The 17,770-nt window shown below is 67.7% G+C and carries 13 protein-coding genes and 1 pseudogene; 6 read left to right on the forward strand and 8 right to left on the reverse strand.

What is annotated here, in order from left to right; genetic code table 11:
* Positions 1 to 196: 196 nt before the first annotated feature.
* A complete protein-coding gene (locus BMZ43_RS20405; RefSeq protein ID WP_064307880.1) occupies positions 197 to 2,554 on the reverse strand; it encodes an FdhF/YdeP family oxidoreductase in 2,358 nt (785 codons plus the stop codon).
* Positions 2,555 to 2,756: 202 nt separating this feature from the next.
* Here BMZ43_RS20405 and BMZ43_RS20410 point away from each other — a divergent pair, with 202 nt between their 5' ends.
* The gene (locus BMZ43_RS20410) at positions 2,757 to 3,500 is read left to right on the forward strand and encodes a TIGR00266 family protein (protein WP_093256116.1); all 744 of its coding nucleotides are present in this window, start codon (positions 2,757 to 2,759) and stop codon (positions 3,498 to 3,500) included.
* Positions 3,501 to 3,513: 13 nt separating this feature from the next.
* Here the strand turns inward: BMZ43_RS20410 and BMZ43_RS20415 are convergent, their stop codons facing one another.
* From BMZ43_RS20415 to BMZ43_RS20430, 4 genes are all read right to left on the reverse strand, one after another.
* Complete coding sequence (locus tag BMZ43_RS20415) at positions 3,514 to 4,410, reverse strand: metal ABC transporter ATPase (protein ID WP_093256118.1); 897 nt, start codon at positions 4,408 to 4,410, stop codon at positions 3,514 to 3,516.
* Positions 4,411 to 4,508: 98 nt separating this feature from the next.
* On the reverse strand, positions 4,509 to 5,324 hold the full coding sequence (locus tag BMZ43_RS20420; RefSeq protein WP_064307882.1) for an aldo/keto reductase: 816 nt from the start codon (positions 5,322 to 5,324) through the stop codon (positions 4,509 to 4,511).
* A complete protein-coding gene (locus BMZ43_RS20425; RefSeq protein WP_093256120.1) occupies positions 5,321 to 6,496 on the reverse strand; it encodes an NAD(P)/FAD-dependent oxidoreductase in 1,176 nt (391 codons plus the stop codon). The genes BMZ43_RS20420 and BMZ43_RS20425 overlap by 4 nt, the downstream gene beginning before the upstream one ends.
* A gap of 66 nt (positions 6,497 to 6,562) precedes the next feature.
* Positions 6,563 to 6,895: a DMT family transporter gene (locus BMZ43_RS20430; protein ID WP_093256122.1), complete on the reverse strand. Its 333-nt coding sequence runs from the start codon at positions 6,893 to 6,895 to the stop codon at positions 6,563 to 6,565.
* 83 nt (positions 6,896 to 6,978) lie between these two features.
* On the opposite strand from BMZ43_RS20430, the gene BMZ43_RS20435 reads away from it, so the two are divergent.
* Positions 6,979 to 7,863, forward strand: coding sequence for a LysR family transcriptional regulator (locus tag BMZ43_RS20435; RefSeq protein WP_093256124.1), 885 nt, complete (start codon positions 6,979 to 6,981; stop codon positions 7,861 to 7,863).
* 224 nt (positions 7,864 to 8,087) lie between these two features.
* Positions 8,088 to 9,374 (forward strand): MFS transporter, encoded by a 1,287-nt coding sequence (locus BMZ43_RS20440; RefSeq protein ID WP_143075289.1) that lies wholly within the window; start codon positions 8,088 to 8,090, stop codon positions 9,372 to 9,374.
* Here BMZ43_RS20440 and BMZ43_RS20445 read toward each other — a convergent pair.
* Positions 9,371 to 10,735: an MFS transporter gene (locus BMZ43_RS20445; RefSeq protein ID WP_093256126.1), complete on the reverse strand. Its 1,365-nt coding sequence runs from the start codon at positions 10,733 to 10,735 to the stop codon at positions 9,371 to 9,373. The two genes, BMZ43_RS20440 and BMZ43_RS20445, sit on opposite strands and share 4 nt — an antisense overlap.
* A gap of 166 nt (positions 10,736 to 10,901) precedes the next feature.
* Positions 10,902 to 11,849, reverse strand: a complete 948-nt coding sequence (locus tag BMZ43_RS20450) for a LysR family transcriptional regulator (RefSeq protein WP_093256129.1) — start codon at positions 11,847 to 11,849, stop codon at positions 10,902 to 10,904.
* 108 nt (positions 11,850 to 11,957) lie between these two features.
* On the opposite strand from BMZ43_RS20450, the gene BMZ43_RS20455 reads away from it, so the two are divergent.
* The 3 genes and pseudogenes from BMZ43_RS20455 to waaA all read left to right on the forward strand — a co-directional run.
* Positions 11,958 to 13,139, forward strand: a complete 1,182-nt coding sequence (locus BMZ43_RS20455; RefSeq protein ID WP_093256132.1) for a fumarylacetoacetate hydrolase family protein — start codon at positions 11,958 to 11,960, stop codon at positions 13,137 to 13,139.
* 32 nt (positions 13,140 to 13,171) lie between these two features.
* The gene (locus tag BMZ43_RS20460) at positions 13,172 to 14,956 is read left to right on the forward strand and encodes an IlvD/Edd family dehydratase (protein ID WP_093256134.1); all 1,785 of its coding nucleotides are present in this window, start codon (positions 13,172 to 13,174) and stop codon (positions 14,954 to 14,956) included.
* A gap of 48 nt (positions 14,957 to 15,004) precedes the next feature.
* A pseudogene (waaA, locus tag BMZ43_RS20465) lies at positions 15,005 to 16,261 on the forward strand (lipid IV(A) 3-deoxy-D-manno-octulosonic acid transferase); the annotation flags it as partial.
* Here the strand turns inward: waaA and BMZ43_RS20470 are convergent.
* Positions 16,216 to 17,712, reverse strand: a complete 1,497-nt coding sequence (locus tag BMZ43_RS20470) for a TolC family outer membrane protein (protein WP_093256136.1) — start codon at positions 17,710 to 17,712, stop codon at positions 16,216 to 16,218. The pseudogene waaA and the gene BMZ43_RS20470 overlap by 46 nt on opposite strands.
* Between the last annotated feature and the right edge of the window lie 58 nt (positions 17,713 to 17,770).

The raw sequence follows: 17,770 nt of genomic DNA on the forward strand, positions 1-17,770 counted from the left end.
CCGTCTGCACCGAAGCGCCCCCTCTCCCTCTGGGAAAGGGTTGGGGTGAGGGAGCCGGATAGAGGTTTCCAACGTACGGTTTCTATCTGATCACGGCCATGCCGGTACGCCGTAGCAACCGCTCCTACAGGAGCATAGGCTTGCGTAGGAGCGGCCCATGGCCGCGATGTTCTTGATGTACTAACGCCCCATAAAATTATCCCGCCGCAATCAACCCCCGCCGCTGCATCGCCTGTTCCTGACTCAGCCTTTCAATTCTTACCGGCAAGGACTTCGACGCCGGTGTATGGCTACGGGTGTCGTGGTTGGCCAGCGGCGCCAGGCTGTTGGTCTCGGGATAGTAGGCGGCGCAGCAACCGGCCGGTACGTCGAAGGCGATGACCTTGAAGGGCCCGGCCCGACGCGGATAGCCGTCCAGGGCATCACCGACGAAGTCGATGAAGTCACCCTCCTGCACCTCGTGGCGGCGCATGTCCTCCGGGCTGAGCATGGCCACCATGCGTTCGTCGATGTCGCGATAGCGATCGCGATTGGAATAGATGGTGGTGTTGAATTGGTCGTGGCTGCGGATCGTCATCAGTTGCAGATGCTCGGCATCCGGCGGGCTGTCGTCCTCGTCCAGCACGTCGCCGGGAAAGAGGAAGTTGGCCTTGCCGGTGGGGGTATCCCATTTCCGTTCACGGGCCGCATTGGGCAGGCGGAAGCCGCCAGGCTGTTCGATACGGGCGTTGTAGTCGGCGAATTGTTCGGGCAGCACCGCCTCGATCTTGTCGCGGATGCGCGCGTAATTGCCAACCAGGGCGTCCCAATCGATATGGGGATAGCGCTCGCCCAGGGTCGCCTTGGCGATGCCGGCGACGATGGCGATCTCCGACAGCAGTTCCGGCGAGGCCGGTTCCAGGCTACCGGTTGAGCCGTGCACCATGGACATGGAGTCTTCCACGGTGATGGTTTGCACTCCGCTGGCCTGGACATCGCGTTCGGTGCGCCCCAGGCAGGGCAGCAGGAAGGTGCTGCGACCGTGCAGGGTATGGCTCCAGTTGAGCTTGGTGGCGATCTGCACCGTCAGGCGCAGGTTGGCGACATGGGGCGCTACCCGGTCGATGTCGGGAATGGCGCGGAAGAAATTGCCGCCCAGGCCGATGAAGGCCTGGGGTTCGTCGCGCAGCAGGGCTTCGCAGCACTCCACCACGTCGTCGCCGCCCTCGCGGGGCGCCTGGAAATCGAACGCCTGGTCCAGCCTCGCCAGGAAGGGTTCCTTGGGCTTCTGGTAGATGCCCACGGTGCGGTCGCCCTGGACGTTGGAGTGGCCGCGTATGGGACAGGGGCCGGCACCAGGCTTGCCGACGTTGCCGCGCAGCAGCAACAGATTGATGATCTGCTGCAGGACATCGCCGCCGCGGCGGTGTTGGGTCACGCCCATGCCCCAGCAGGCGATCACCCGCTCGGCCTTCATGTAGACCTGAGCCGCGTCCCGCATGGCCGCCTGGGTCAGGCCGGAATAGCGCTCCAGACGCTCCCAGCTCAGCCCCCGGCAGTGTTCGGCGAAGGCTTCCAGGCCGACGCAATGCTGTTCGATGAATGCCACGTCGAGGATGCGCGGGGCGCCGCTGCGGCGCGCTTCGTCGTCAGCCTCGATGACGACCTTGCACAGCCCCTGCATGGCCGCCATGTCGCCGCCGATACGCACCTGGTGGTACTGGGAGCTGATGGCCACGCCGCCGCCCGGCAAGGCCATATCGCGCACGGCCTGGGGCGAGGCGAAGCGCACCAGGGCCTTTTCCCGCAGCGGATTGAAGGTGACGATGGGCACGCCGCGGTGCACGGCGTCGTGCAGTTCGCTCATCATTCGCGGACTGTTGGTACCAGGATTCTGGCCGATGATGAAGATGGCATCGGCCTGGGCGAAATCCTCCAGGTCCAGGGTGCCCTTGCCGACGCCAATGCTCTCTGGCATGGCGGTGGTGGTGGTCTCGTGGCACATGTTGGAACAGTCGGGGAAATTATTCATGCCGTAGAGACGACCGAACAGCTGATAGAGAAAGGCCGACTCGTTGGACGAGCGGCCCGAGGTGTAGAGCTCCAGCTTCCAGGGATCGTCCAGGGCGCGCAGCTCGGTGCCGATCTCGGCGAAGGCGTCCGCCCAGCTCACCGGGCGGTAGGTGTCGCTGGCGGCGTCGTAGCGCAGGGGGTGGGTGAGACGGCCCTGGTCTTCCAGGTCATGGTCGGTCCAGGTGCGCAGTTCGCTCAGGGTATGGGCGGCGAAGAATTCCGGGGTGGTGCGTTTGCGGGTGGCCTCCCAGGCCACTGCCTTGGCGCCGTTCTCGCAGTATTCGAAGGTATGCGGGGTCTTCGGATCGGGCCAGGCGCAGCTCGGGCAGTCGAAGCCACCCGGCTTGTTCATGGTCAGCAATGCCTTGTTGCCGCGCATCAACACCTTCTGGCGGCTCAGGTGCTGGGTCACGGCATTGAGCGCCCCCCAGCCCCCGGCGGTGCCGTGCTCCTGGGTGCCGTGCAGGGGTTGAGCGGGGGAATGGGCGGATTGCTTGGTCATGTTCACCTCTAGCGGGGCCGGACAGAAACCGGCGGATACCTAGAGGTGAACCCGGGAAGCGGGTGCCTGTTCCACCGTCTGGCTTACCGCGCCGACGAGCGAGAGGGTCTGGAAAACCGCTTCGTTACCCTGCTCCAGGGCACGCCAAAGCGGTCTGCGACTGCTAGGCTGGACGCTTCCGCAGCTACCGAGAAAGCTCACCATGGCCAGCCATATCCTCGACCATCGCATCCTCGGCGAATCCCTGCAGGCCGTGGAGATCGGTCTCGATCCCGGCGAGACGGTGATCGCCGAGGCCGGTGCCATGACCTACATGGAGGCCGACATCGATTTCACCGCACGTATGGGCGATGGGTCCGACGGACTGCTCGGCAAGCTCTGGGGTGCCGGCAAGCGGATGCTCGGCGGTGAGTCGCTGTTCATGACCCATTTCACCAACGAGGGCCGGGAGAAGCGCCACGTCGCCTTTGCCGCGCCCTATCCGGGTCAGGTGATCCCCCTGGATCTGGCAGCCCTGGGCGGCACCCTGTTCTGCCAGCGCGACTCCTTTCTCTGCGCGGCCAAGGGCACCCGTATCGGCGTTGCCTTCACCCGGCGCCTGGGCGCCGGCTTCTTTGGCGGCGAAGGCTTCATCCTGCAGCGGCTGGAAGGCGATGGCATGGCCTTCGTGCATGCCGGGGGCACGGTGATCCGCAAGGAACTCAAGGGCGAAACGTTGCGCCTGGACACTGGCTGCCTGGTGGGCTTCACCAGTGGCATCGACTACAACATCAAACTGGCAGGTGGCCTGCGCAGCATGCTGTTCGGCGGCGAGGGTCTGGTGCTGGCGACCCTGAGCGGCCATGGCACGGTCTGGATCCAGACGCTGCCCTTTTCGCGATTAGCCGGCCGGGTTCAGGCCGCGGCCGGCGGCGGTGTCGGCGAACGCCGCGCGGGTGGTGACTGATTCTCCCTGTGTCCTAGGCCCGTTGCAGGGCGCTCTGGGGCGCCATGCGCTCCAGCCAGTCGCGCCAGCGCACCCGGCTGTCGTGGACCAGCCAGCCGTCCTGGCGGGCGAAGCTTTCCGACAGCCAGAGGCCGCGGGTCGGCACCGGCAGGCGCTGGCCGACCGACAGGGTGTAGAGCTCGCCGGTGGGTTTGCCGTCGTCCAGGGCGACCAGATAGAGATCCGGTCGCTGGCGGGCCAGACGCGTCAGCAACTGGCCGTTCTCGATCTTCTCGTCGACGTGGAACAGACTCGGCGCCTTGCACTCCTTGGGCAGTTCCAGTAGCAGGTCATAGACCAGTTGCAGCGAGGCGGTGGGGGTGTGCACATAGGCGCGCGGACGCTCCAGCAGCGCCAGGCTGCCGCAGCGCACCGGCCGTGCCGCCCCCGAACGCGGGGTCAGGCGAAAGGCCACGTCCTCGCGATAGGGCAGGGCCGGGGCATAGGGCGTCGGCAGCCAGGTGTCGGCGAAGCGTCCGGCCAGCCAGCCGCGCGGCGTCTCGATCAGGCACTCCTCGGCCACTTCCTGCACGGCGGTGAGCAGCGGCAGGGCCAGTTCGTGGGTCGGGATGTAACCGGAGATCAGCTTGAGCACCACGTCGCCGCGATCGGGACGGCGCTGGCGCACCAGCAGCCAGTGGTCCTGGCCCTGCCAGTTCAGCGTGAGGCGCACCGAGACGCCCAGGTTGGCGAGCTTCGCACTGAAGTGCTGGGCATCCTCGATCTCGATCGGCTTGCGCCGCTCCAGCATCTCGCTGAAGTTCAGCGGTTGGCCGAGGGCCTGGTAGGTGAGGCCGTCATGATTGGCCTCGACCGAAAGGGGCAGGGTCTTGAACGCCTTGGGATTGTGGCGGGCGATGAGCTGGGGCATGGCCGACTCCTGTTGTAGTGTGCCGCGGACGCGCCGTCCCAGGCGATCGGGCAGGGCGTCCAGTGGACGAAGGCAAGGGTTCAGCGAAACGCTCTGGATCAGGGCCGAGCGGTGATCACTTCGGCCAGGGTACGGACATTATGTGACAGGTGCACGGGATCGATAGTGCCGACTATCGCACTGCTCACCCCGGGCTCGCCGAACACCCGGGCGAAGCTGGCCCGCACCGGATCCTGGCCGGCGCCGAGCACGGCGTGACCGCTGGCCAGGGCCTTCTTGATCAGGATGCCCTTGCCCTGGGCGGCGGCGGCCTGGATCACCGGGATCTCGGCGTCTTCGTTGAGGTTGAAGGTGACCATGGCGCAATCGCCGGCTTCCAGGGCTTTCAGGCCGCCGGCGACGGTCTTGCCGGAAAAGCCGAAGGCGCGGATCAGCCCCTCGCGCTTGAGCTCGGCCAGGGTCTCGTAGCAGCCGCTGTCCTGGAGGATGGCCAGGTCGTTGCCATCGGAGTGCACCAGCACCAGGTCCAGCCAGTCGGTTTCCAGGCGTTGCAGGCTGCGTTCCACCGAGCGGCGGGTATGGGCCGGGCTGAAGTCGAAGCTGGACAGGCCATCGGTGAATTCCTCCCCGACCTTGCTGGCGATCACCCAGTGCTGGCGCTGGCCACGCAAGAGCGGACCCAGGCGTTCCTCGCTGCGGCCATAGGCCGGAGCGGTGTCCAGCAGATTGATCCCCAGTTCGCGGGCAAGACTCAGCAGGTCCGCGGCGCTGCGGTCGTCGGGGATGGTGAAGCCATTGGGATACTTCACGCCCTGGTCACGCCCGAACTTGACCGTGCCCAGACCCAGCGGGGAGATCTCGAGACCGGTGCTGCCCAGCGGACGCTGCAGACCGTGTAGGGTGCGCAGACTCATGGCAACAGCTCCTCCCAGAAGGGCGCGGCCACCGGCGGTTGCGGATGGGCGGGCAGGGCGGGGTGCTGTCCCGGCGCGATGCCATCGCGGTCGAGATTGGCCAGGACGCGGTCGGCCAGGTCGGGCGACAGGGCCAGCTTGGTCGGCCAGCCCACCAGCAGACGACCTTCCTCGGCGAGAAAGGCATTGTCCGGACGCACCAGTCCGGATTGCGCCGGCTCGGCGCGATCCACGCGCAGGGTCGCCCAGCGCGCGCCGGCGAAGTCTATCCAGGGCAGCAGGCGCTGCAACTCCTCGCGCGCCGCGGCGATCTGCGCCTGGGGTTCGCGCGCCACGCCCTCGGCTTCGGCCAGGTCGCCACCCAGGTACCACAGCCACTGGCCATCGGCGGTGGGGTGGCTGGTGATGGTCACCCGCGGCTTGGGGCCGCCACCTAGGCAGTGGGCATAGAGGGGTTTGAGCATGGGGCCCTTGACCACCACCATGTGCAGCGGGCGGCGCTGCATGGCCGGTTGTTCCAGGTGGAGCGCCTGGAGCAGCTCGGCCATGCCGGCGCCGGCGGTCAGCACGATGCGTTGGGCGCGGATGGGTTGGCCGTCCACCACCAGGCCGGTCAGTTCGCCGGCTTCGCGCAGCGGTTGCAGCTCATGCCCGGCCAGCAGGCTGTCGCCGGCCAGCTCGGCCAGGCGCGCGACCAGGCTGGGCACGTCCAGCACCAGTTCGGCCAGGCGATAGACCTTGCCCTTGAAGGCACGATCGCGCAGGGCCGGGGGCAGTTCGTCGCCCTTGACCGCATCCACCCGGCCGCGCACCGCCTTGCTGGCGAAGAAGCTGGTGAGGTTGCCGGCCAGGCTGCCCGGCGACCAGAGGTAATGGGCTTCGGAGAGCAGGCGCACGCCGGAGAGATCCAGCTCGCCGCTGCCGGCCAGGCTCTCGCGCCAGCGCCGCGGCATGTCGGCGATGGCCTCGGAGGCACTGGTGAGCATCCCGGTCAGGGCGTACTTGGTGCCGCCATGGATGATGCCCTGGGACTTGCCGCTCTGGCCGCCGCCCAGGGCGCCGGTCTCCACCAGCACGGTGGCGTAGCCGGCGCGTCTGAGGCGGGCGTTGAGCCAGAGGCCGGCGACGCCGCCGCCGACGATGAGGATATCGGTGGACCAGGGTTGGGACATGAACGGCCTGCTTGAGTTAGAAAATCGCAACGACAAGATTTTACACGCTCCTCGCCGCCGCTGGTCTCAATGCCCGGTACTGCCGGAAAACAGCTGGATCACCACTACCCCGGCGACGATCAGCCCCATGCCCAACAGGGCCGGCAGGTCCAGCTTCTGGTCGTAGAGAAAGGCCGCGGCGATGCTCACCAGCACGATGCCGAGGCCGGCCCAGATGGCGTAGGCGATGCCCACCGGGATGCTGCGCACTACCAGGGTCAGCATCCAGAAGGCCAGCCCAAAGCCACAGATGACCAGGATCAGCGGCAGCGGCTTGCTGAAGCCGCTGATGGCCTTCATGGAGGTGGTGGCGACGACTTCGGCGACGATGGCGATGGCCAGATAGATGTATCCGCTCATGGGGCTTCCTCCTGTGGAAGGCCCCATTGTGCCTTTTCGGGCGATGGGTGAAAGTTGATACCTATCTATCGAGGAGATGGGTCGTGCAGTGGAATCTTGAGCAGCTGGAGATCTTCGTCGGCATCGCCGAGGGCGCGAGTTTCTCGGCGATGGCGCGGCGTCTGGGCCGGGCGCAATCGGCGATCAGCTCGGCCATCGCCCTGCTGGAAACCGATCTGGGCGTGGCGCTGTTCGCGCGCAGCAATGGCCGCACGCCGGTCATCACTGCGACCGGTCTGGCCCTGCTGGAGGAGGCGCGCGAGGTGCTGCGCCAGTGCCAGCGGCTGGACAGCCGGGCCCAGGCCCTCTGCGCTGGACAGGAACCGCTGTTGCGCCTGGCCCTGGACGAGGCCATGCCCTACCAGCCGGTGCTCGATGCCCTGGACGCCCTGGCCGCGGCTTTCCCGCACCTGGAGGTCCAGCTCACCAGCGGCGCCCAGGGCGATGTGGCGCGCAAGCTGCTAACCGACCAGGCCGACCTCGGCCTGCTGTTCCGCCATGAGCACATGCCCGCGGCCCTGGAGCGCCAGGCCCTGGGCGATGTCGCCCAGGTCACCGCCTGCGGCGCCCAGCATCCCCTGGCGCGCCAGCAGGGCGTGGGCCGGCGCGAACTGGCCCGTCATCGTCAGCTGCTGATCGCGCCGCTGGAGAATCCCTATCCCGGCGGCGAGCAGATCGCCCCCCAGGTCTGGCGCGCCGACAGCTTCTATCTGCTCGCCGAATTGCTGATGCGCGGCCTGGGCTGGGGCTGGTTGCCGCGGCACGTGGCGCGCTATCCCTCCTACCAGGGCTTGCTCGCCGAACTGGCCTGCGACTGGGTGCCGCCGGCCTTGGTGGTGGAGCTGGCCTGGCGCCGCAACGCCGCACCGGGGCCGGCGGCGCGCTGGCTGGCGCAACGGCTGGCCGAAGAGTTGCGGGCGATTGGTTGAAATCGATGTGTTGGGCTTCGCTGCGCTCAGCGCCAACCTACGCGGAGCGCCGTAGGTTGGCGCTGAGCGAAAGCGAAGCCCAACATGACGGAGCCTCAGCGCTTGCCCATGGCCTCTTCCCATGACAGTCGTATTCTGGCCGAATCCGTGGGGCAGCTTGACCAGCGCCTAGGTGCAAGCGCTGCGATACTCAGGTCATTCCTCCTCGATCCGGGATGATCGCCATGACCACACCTCCCGCCCTCGGCCAGCGCTATGTCTTCGTCGTCCTGGCGCTGATCTTTCTCGCCCTGCTGGTCTCGGCCGGGGTGAGGTCCACCCCGGGCGTACTGCTGCTGCCGTTGCAGGAGACCTTTGGCTGGAGCCGCGAAAGCGTGTCCTTCGCCGCCGCCGTGGGCATCTTCCTCTACGGCCTGGTCGGGCCCTTCGCCGCCGCCCTGATGCAGACCCTCGGCATCCGCCGCACCCTGCTCGGCGGCCTCACCCTGATCAGCCTCGCCACCGCCCTGAGCACCCTGATGCGCGAACCTTGGCACCTGGTGGCCACCTGGGGCGTGCTCAGCGGCCTGGGCACGGGCTGCGTGGCCATGGTGCTGGGTGCCGCCATCGTCAATCGCTGGTTCGTCGCCCGCCGGGGCCTGATGATGGGCCTGCTGGCCGCCAGCACCGCCACCGGCAACCTGGTGTTCCTGCCGCTGCTGGCCCATCTCGCCAGTCATGAGGGCTGGCAGACCGTGGTGCTGACCGTGGCCGTAGCCAGCGCGGCGCTGATCCCGCTGGTGGCCTGGCTGCTGCCCGAGCGGCCGGTGGACGTCGGCCTGCGACCCCATGGCGCCCCGGCGGACTATCAGGCGCCGGTCGCCACCGCACCGGGCAATCTGTTTCGCGTGACCCTCGGCACCTTGGCCATGGCCAGTCGGCGCCGCGATTTCTGGCTGCTGTTCCTGACCTTCTTCGTCTGCGGCTTCACCACCAACGGCCTGATCGGCACCCACTTCATCGCCATGGGCCACGACCACGGCCTGTCCCAGGTACAGGCCGCCGGCATCCTCGCGCTGATGGGGATCTTCGATCTGGTGGGCACCACCGCCTCCGGCTGGCTGACCGACAGATACGATCCGCGCCGCCTGCTGTTCGTCTACTACAGCCTGCGCGGGCTTTCGCTGATCTACCTGCCATTCTCCGGTTTCGCCCCCGAGCAGCTGCTGCTGTTCGGCATCTTCTATGGGCTGGACTGGATCGCCACGGTGCCGCCCACGGTCAAGCTGACCAACCAGAGCTTTGGTGAAAGGAGTGCGCCGGTGGTGTTCGGCTGGGTGTTCTGCGGCCACATGCTCGGCGCCGCCTGCGCGGCCTTTCTCGCCGGCGCCCTGCGCGAGCACTTCGGTTCCTACCAGGAGGCCCTGGTATTGGCTGGGCTGACCGGCATCGTCGCGGCGGTGATGGCGCTGGGGATCGGGCGACCGAGCGCCGCGGGAGCCGGGCGTTCGGCCGTGCCCGAGGCGGGCTAGGCGGTCTTGAGGTCGAGCGGCACGGCGGTCGGCGCGCGGTGCAGCATCGAGGCCGGGATCGCCAGGATCAGCAGGCCGCTGACGAACAGGCAGGCGCCGAGCACATAGGTGCCGTTGTTGATGTCGCCGGTGAGGGTTTCCATGGTCGCAGTGATCATGGAACCGGTGAAGCCGGAGAGGTTGCCGATGGCGTTGATCATGCCGATGCCCGCTGCGGCGGCGACGCCGGAGAGCAGGGTGCCGGGCAGCGACCAGAAGATCGGCATCAGCGCCAGCAGGCCCGAGGCGGCCACGGTGAGAAAGAAGATCGACAGCACGATGTTGTGGATGAACCAGGCGCTCAGCACCAGGCCCAGGGCGCCGACGAAGGCCGGCACCGCCGCGTGCAGCCGCTGCTCGCCGGTGCGGGCCGAGTGGCGGGCGTTCAGCAGCATGACCACCAGGGCGACGCTGTAGGGGATAGCGGTGAGCAGGCCGATCTGCAGGCTGCCGCTGACCCCGGCGTTCTTGATGATCGAGGGCATCCAGAAGGCCAGGCCATAGAAGCCGGTGTTGAAGGTCAGCAGGATGAACACCAGCAGCCAGACCCGCGGATTGAAGAACACCTCACCGAGTCGCGAGGCCTTGCCGGCGTTCTGCTGCTCCAGGTTGCGCTTGAGCAGGGCCTTTTCCCGAGCGTCCAGCCAGGGCGCCTTGTCGATGTTGTCGCTCAGGCAGCAGAACACCACCACCGCCATGATGATCGAGGGCACCCCTTCCACCAGCAGCATCCACTGCCAGCCGGCCAGGCCGTGCCAGTTGTGCAGGCTGCTCATCAGCCAGCCGGAGAGCACGCCGCCAAAGCTCAGGCTGAAGGGCAGGGCGATGAGGAAGCCCGACATCACCCGACTCTGTCGGCGGGTCGGAAACCAGTAGTTGAGATAGAGGATCACCCCGGGAAAGAAGCCCGCCTCGCAGACGCCCAGCAGGAAGCGCAGCACATAGAAGAGGGTGCTCGACTGCATGCCGAAGAACTGCGCCAGCGGCTGGGTGAAGGCCACCGCCATGGAGATGATCGCCCAGGTCAGCATGATGCGGGCGATCCAGAAGCGCGCGCCGTAGCGATGCAGCAGCAGGTTGCTGGGGACCTCGAAGAGGAAGTAGCCCCAGAAGAACATGCTGGCGCCAAGGGCATAGACGGTGTTGCTGAAGCCGAGGTCGTCGAGCATGTCCAGCTTGGCGAAGCCGACGTTGACCCGATCCAGGTAGGCGGCGATGTAGCACAGCAGCAGGATCGGCAGGATGCGCAGCACCACCTTGCGATAGGTGCGTTCTTCGAAGGCGTCGCCAGCGGCGCCCTGGGGAGCGGTGGTCTCGAACATGGGAATGACCTTCGGGGCCTTGGGGCCCGTTGTTGTTATTGAAGAGGTCGAAGGCGGCCGGGGATGCAGGGTGGCCGTCTGAATCGCCAGGCCACTCTAGGAGCGAGAGCGATTCTTTCCCAATGGCATTTGCGGATCATTCGATAACGGCGCGTTATCGAAGCCTCTAGGCCGAGGCCTCTCCGCGACCGGCATGGCTCAGCAGGATGGCGGCGAATTCCCGCGCCGCCTCGCCCAGGGGTTCGCCCTTGCGGGTGAGGATGCCGTAGTCCTGCGCCGGCAGGTGCAAGGGCAGCTCCAGGGCACTGAGCGCGCCGCTGGCGAGATAGGGTTCGACCATGGCCTCGGGCAGCATGCCGATCATGGGGCCGGCGCGCAGCACCTGGAGAAAGGTCTGCATGGAGATGGTATCGATGGTGTTGCTCGGCACCGGCAGGCCGGCGGCGGCAAAGGCTCGCTCCATGCGCCCGCGGATGGGCGTGCCCTTGGGATAGAGGATCCAGGGCCAGGCCAGCACCTGGTCGAGGCCCACGGGCCCGCTGCCCACCAGCGGGTGATCGGCGTTGACCACGAAGCGGAAGGGCTCCGGCGCCAGGGGCTGGAAGTCGAAACGCTGGGCCTGGGCTTCGTCGGTGAAGCGCGCCACCGCCAGGTGCAGCAGCTTGTCGTCGAGCATCTCCATCAGGTGATCGCTGGTCTGCTCCACCACCTCGATGGCCAGCAGCGGCCAGCGCTGCTTGATCGCGACGATGGCCTGGGGCAGCGCCACCGCCGTGGCGGCGAAGATGCCGCCGACCTTGAGCTGGCCGTGGCCGCCGCGTCTCAGGCTGTCGATCTGCTCGGCGAAGTCGCGGGCATCGTTGAGCGCCACCCGGGCATAGCGCAGCACGTGCTCGCCCAGCGCCGTGGGCGGCATGCTGCGCGGCTGGCGCTCGAACAGGGCGAAGCCCAGCAGGTGCTCGAGCTCCTTGAGCATCTTGCTGATGGCCGGCTGGCTGAGGTTCATCTGCTGCGCCGCCAGGTGCATGTTGCGGGTGCGCCCCAGGGTGTCGATCAGCAGCAGGTGGCGAAACTTGAGCCAGTGGCTGATCTGGCTGAACGACGGCTCGGACACGTATGCCTCCCAGGCGATAAGTGCAGGTTATCGAATGATGAAATAAGCCCATTTGAGTTTATCAGTCTGGCTGCCTAGCGTGGACCCATCAGCCCTGGAGTCCTGCCCATGTCCCTTCGTCTCTCGCCTGGCAACACCCTTCCCACCGATGGCCTGGCCGGCACCCTGGTCGGTCGTGCCTGGGTGCCCGGTCCGCTGGCCGGTCCCTCGCCCGTGGTGCTGCGCGAGGACGGCGTCTTCGATGTCTCGGCACGCTTCGCCACGCTGAGCGCCCTGTTCGAGGAAGAGGCGCCGCTGCAGGCCCTACGCGACACCCCTGGGCGCTACCTCGGCAGCCTCGATGACCTGCTGGCCAACAGTGGCGAGCAGCCCGATCCGGCCCGCCTGCACCTGTTGCCGCCGGCCGATCTGCAGGTGATCAAGGCCGCCGGAGTGACCTTTGCCGCCAGCATGCTGGAACGGGTGATCGAAGAGCAGGCCGGCGGCGATGCCGGGCGCGCCGTGGCCATCCGCGAGCAGGTGCAGGCGGTGATCGGCGCGGATCTGCAGGGCCTGGAGCCGGGCAGTCCGCGCGCCCAGGCGCTCAAGACGCTGCTGATCGAGAAGGGCATGTGGTCGCAATACCTGGAGGTGGGCATCGGCCCGGACGCCGAGATCTTCACCAAGGCGCCGGTGCTGGCCGCGGTCGGCAGCGGCAGCGCCATCGGCATCCACCCCGTGTCCCAGTGGAACAATCCCGAGCCCGAGGTGGTGCTGGTGGCGGACAGCCGCGGCCGCCTGCATGGCGCCACCCTGGGCAATGACGTCAACCTGCGCGACATCGAGGGCCGCAGCGCCCTGCTGCTGAGCAAGGCCAAGGACAACAACGCCTCCTGCGCCCTGGGGCCCTTCATCCGCCTGTTCGACGAGACCTTCGATCTCGACCAGGTCCGCCAGTGCGTGGTGACCCTGGAAGTCCAGGGCGAAGACGGCTTTCACCTCAATGGCAGCAGCTCCATGGCGCAGATCAGTCGTGATCCCACCGATCTCGCCGCCCAGACCCTCAATGTCAACCACCAGTATCCCGACGGCTTCGTGCTGTTTCTCGGCACCCTGTTCGCCCCGACCCAGGACCGTGACGCCCCGGGCGGCGGCTTCACCCACAAGGTGGGTGACGTGGTGAGCATCGCCAGCCCGCTGCTGGGAACCCTGCACAATAGGGTGACCACCAGCGACCAGGCCCCGGCCTGGCGCTTCGGCCTCGGTGCTCTGATGCACAACCTGGCCGCCCGCGGCCTGCTGGGTCGCTAACCGCTCTTTCCTAATAACAACTAGAGACCATCATGACTTCCGCCAAACGCCCGCTGCGCAGCCAGCAATGGTTCGATGATCCTGCCCACGCCGACATGACCGCGCTCTATGTCGAGCGCTACATGAACTACGGCCTGACCCGCGACGAACTCCAGTCCGGTCGCCCCATCATCGGCATCGCCCAGACCGGTAGCGACCTCACCCCCTGCAATCGTCATCACCTGGAGCTGGCCCAGCGGGTCAAGGCCGGTATCCGCGATGCGGGCGGCATCCCCATGGAATTCCCGGTGCATCCCATCGCCGAGCAGAGTCGCCGCCCCACCGCGGCCCTGGATCGCAACCTGGCCTACCTCGGCCTGGTGGAGATCCTCCACGGCTTTCCCTTGGACGGCGTGGTGCTCACCACCGGTTGCGACAAGACCACCCCGGCCTGCCTGATGGCCGCGGCCACCACCGACCTGCCGGCCATCGTGCTGTCCGGTGGGCCCATGCTGGACGGGCATTTCAAGGGTGAGCTGATCGGCTCCGGCACCGTGCTCTGGCACGCGCGCAACCTGCTGGCGACCGGCGAGATCGACTACGAGGGCTTCATGGCCCTGACCACCGCCGCCTCGCCTTCGGTGGGCCACTGCAACACCATGGGCACGGCCCTGTCGATGAATGCCCTGGCCGAGACCCTGGGCATGTCGCTGCCCGGCTGCGCCAGCATCCCCGCGCCTTACCGTGAGCGCGGCCAGATGGCCTATGCCACCGGCAAGCGCATCTGCCAACTGGTGCTGGACGACGTCCGCCCCTCGCAGATCATGACCCGCGAGGCCTTCGAGAACGCCATCGTGGTGGCCTCGGCCCTGGGCGCCTCCAGCAACTGCCCGCCGCACCTGATCGCCATCGCCCGGCACATGGGCATCGAATTGTCGCTGGACGACTGGCAACGCCTGGGCGAGGACATCCCGCTGCTGGCCAACTGCATGCCGGCCGGCAAGTACCTGGGCGAGGGCTTCCACCGCGCCGGCGGGGTGCCGGCGGTGCTCCACGAACTGCTCAAGGCCGGGCGTCTGCACGGCGAGTGCCTGACCGTCTCCGGCAAGACCATCGGTAGCATCGCCGAGGGTGCCGCCAGCTCGGATCCTGCGGTGATCCAGCCCTATGAAGCGCCGCTCAAGCACCGCGCCGGCTTCATCGTGCTCAGCGGCAACTTCTTCGATAGCGCCATCATGAAGATGTCGGTGGTGGGCGAGGCCTTCCGCCAGACCTACCTGGCCGAACCGGGCAAGGAAAACAGTTTCGAGGCGCGGGCGATCGTCTTCGAAGGCCCGGAGGACTACCACGCGCGCATCGACGATCCGGCGCTGGACATCGACGAACGCTGCATCCTGGTGATCCGCGGCGCCGGTCCGGTGGGTTATCCGGGCAGCGCCGAGGTGGTCAACATGGCGCCCCCGGCGGCGCTGATCAAGAAGGGTATCGATTCCCTGCCATGCCTGGGCGACGGTCGCCAGAGCGGCACCTCGGCTAGCCCTTCGATCCTCAACATGTCGCCGGAAGCGGCGGTGGGCGGCGGCCTGGCCCTGCTCAAGACCAACGACCGGCTGCGCGTGGACCTCAATGCCCGCAGCGTCGACGTGCTGCTTGACGATGGCGAACTGGAACGCCGCCGCGCCGAATGGACGCCCAACCTGCCGCCGGCCCAGACCCCCTGGCAGGAGCTCTATCGGCAACTGGTGGGCCAGCTCTCCACCGGTGGCTGCCTGGAGCCGGCCACCCTGCACCTCAAGGTGATCGCGCGCGAGGGTGGGGTGCCGCGGCATTCGCACTAGGTCGAACGGGCTCGCACTGGCGGCCGGGCTTCATTAAGCTCTGCCGCCATGAACCGTACCCTCTATAGCCTGATCTTCACCCTGGCCTTGCCCTTCATCCTGCTGCGCCTGCTCTGGCGCGGACGCAAGGCGCCCGCCTATCGGCAGCGCATCGGCGAACGCCTGGCGCTGGGCTTGCCTGAGGTGCCGCCCGGCGGCATCTGGGTGCACGCGGTGTCGGTGGGAGAGAGCATCGCCGCCGCGCCGGTGATCCGCGCCCTGCGCCAGCGGCATCCCGACCTGCCGATCATTGTGACCTGCATGACGCCCACCGGCTCGGAGCGCATCCGCGCCCTGTTCGGTGATGACGTCCAGCATTGCTACCTGCCCTACGACCTGCCATGGCTGGCCGGGCGTTTCCTCGACCGGCTCGGGCCCAGCCTGGGGGTGGTGATGGAGACCGAGCTCTGGCCCAACCTCATCCACCAGGCGGCGCGCCGCGATATTCCCATCGCCCTGGCCAATGGCCGGCTGTCCGAACGCTCCGCCCGGGGCTACGGAAAACTGGGTGGGGTGACCGGGCCGATGCTGGCGGAGCTGGCCTGGCTGGCGGTGCAGACGCCGGTGGAAGCCGAGCGCTTCCGCGCCCTCGGCGCCCGTGCCGAGCGGGTCACGGTGACAGGCTCCATCAAGTTCGACCTGCGCATCGATCCCGAACTGCCGGTCCGCGCCGCTGCGCTGCGCCAGGGCTGGGGCCAGCGCCCGGTGTGGATCGCCGCCAGCACCCATGCCGGTGAAGACGAGATCCTGCTACAGGCCCATCGCCAATTGCTGGCCGCACGCCCCGATGCCCTGCTGATCCTGGTACCGCGTCATCCCGAGCGCTTTCCCGAGGTACTGGCCGAGGTGCGCCGCGAAGATTTCAGCGTGATCCAGCGCTCGACGGGGGAGGCGGTGCAACCGCAGACCCAGGTCCTGCTGGGCGACACCATGGGCGAGCTGCTGTTTCTCTACGCCCTGGCCGACGTGGCCTTCGTCGGTGGCAGCCTGATCGAGCGTGGCGGCCACAATCCGCTGGAGCCGGCGGCCCTGGGGGTGCCGGTGCTCAGCGGTCCGCACGTATTCAACTTCCTCGACATCGTTGCCCAGTTGCGCGACGCCGGCGCTTTGGAAACAGTAGCGGAAGCCTCGGCCATCGCCGCCGCCGTGGCCCGACTCTGGGCCGAACCGGCGGAAGCCGAGCGGCGCCGGCAGGCGGGTCTGGCGGTGTTGGCCGCCAATCAGGGCGCGCTGGAGCGCCTGCTCTCCGGACTGGATAAATTGCTCACGCCCAGAGCCGAGCGCGCCGGCAGGACGTCGGCGCGGGTCTTGGCCAGGTCCGGCGGCAGGAAGTCGCGATCCGGGTCGTAGTGGGGGTCGAGATAGCCCGACAGCGCCAGCAGGTCGTTGGGCGCCAGGGTGCCGGCCGCCTGCTTGAGTCTCAGGGTATCCAGGATGTAGTTGTAGCGGGCATCGTTGTACTGGCGCACGGCGTTGTACAGCAGCCGCTGGGCGTCGAGCACGTCGACGATGGTGCGGCTGCCCACCTGGTAGGCGATCTCGGTGGCGCGCAGGGCGCGCTGGCTGGAGGCGATGGACAGCCGTCGGGCCCGCACCTGCTCGATGTCGGTGTTGATCGCCCGATGGGCATTGCGGGTGTTCTGCACCACCTGGCGGCGCAGGCTTTCCTGCTGCTGTTCGCTCCGGTCCAGCTGCTGGTAGGCCTGACGCGCCTGGGAGCTGGTGGCGCCGCCGCTGTACAGCGGTAGCTCCACCTGGATACCGATGCTGCGGCTGTTGACCGGGCTGCCGAACAGCGCCAGCTGCTCGGCGTTGGGCAGATTCACCGCATCGTTGTCGCTGTGGCTATAGCGCGCCACCGCATCCACCGTCGGCAGGTGCCCGGCGCGACGCTGGCGCAGGGTTTCCTGCGCCGCGTTCACGCCCTGGCCGGCGGCCAGCAGCTGCAGATTCTGGCGCATGGCGGTGTCCACCCACTGGCGAGCATCGTTGGGCTGCGGCGGCAGGATCGGCAGGTCGTGGCGAATGCCGGCGATGCTGCCGTAGTCACGATCGGTCAGACGGGTCAGAGCCTGGAAGGCGTCCGCCACCTGCTGCTCGCTCTGCGAGCGGTTGGCCTGGGCATTGTCGAAGCTGGCCTGGGCCTGGAGCACGTCGGTGTCGTCGGTCAGGCCGACCTTGTAGCGCTCGCGGGACTGGTCCAGCTGGCGGTACAGCGCCTTTTCCTCGGCTCGGGCGGTGGCCAGGGCGTCCTGGGCGCGCAGGGCGCTGAAATAGCCCTCGGCGGTCTGCAGGATGAGTTGCTGCTGGGCGGCGGAAAACTGCAGCTCGGCCTGCTCGGTGGCGGCCTGGGCCGCCTTGAGCTGGAACCAGCGGTCGGCACGGAACAGGGGCTGGCTGAGGGTGGCCTGGATCAGCTGGCTGCTGCGATCGCTGCTGTAGCGGCCACCCTGGACGCCCAGCGCGGGATTGTCCTTCAGCTCCAGGCTGGTGTGGGTGTCGTTGAACTGGGCGCCAAGGCCGAGTTGCGGCAACAGACCGGCCCGCGCCTGGGGCACCGCTTCGCGCTGGGCGCCGAGACCGGCGCGCTCGGCGGCCAGGTCGGCGTTGTTGTCCAGCGCCTCGCGGTAGACGTCGAGCAGGCCACTGCCGGCCACCTGGGCCTGGGCCAGACCGGCCGTGGTGCAGAGTGCCGCGAGCAGCAGGAATCTTCGCATTCTGGGAGCCTTCCTTGAGGGACCGGGCCAGTGTAGTGACTTCGTCCGAATCCGCCAT

The sequence above is a fragment of the Pseudomonas sp. Snoq117.2 genome, assembly GCF_900110545.1.
GTDB classification, from domain to species: domain Bacteria; phylum Pseudomonadota; class Gammaproteobacteria; order Pseudomonadales; family Pseudomonadaceae; genus Chryseomonas; species Chryseomonas benzopyrenica.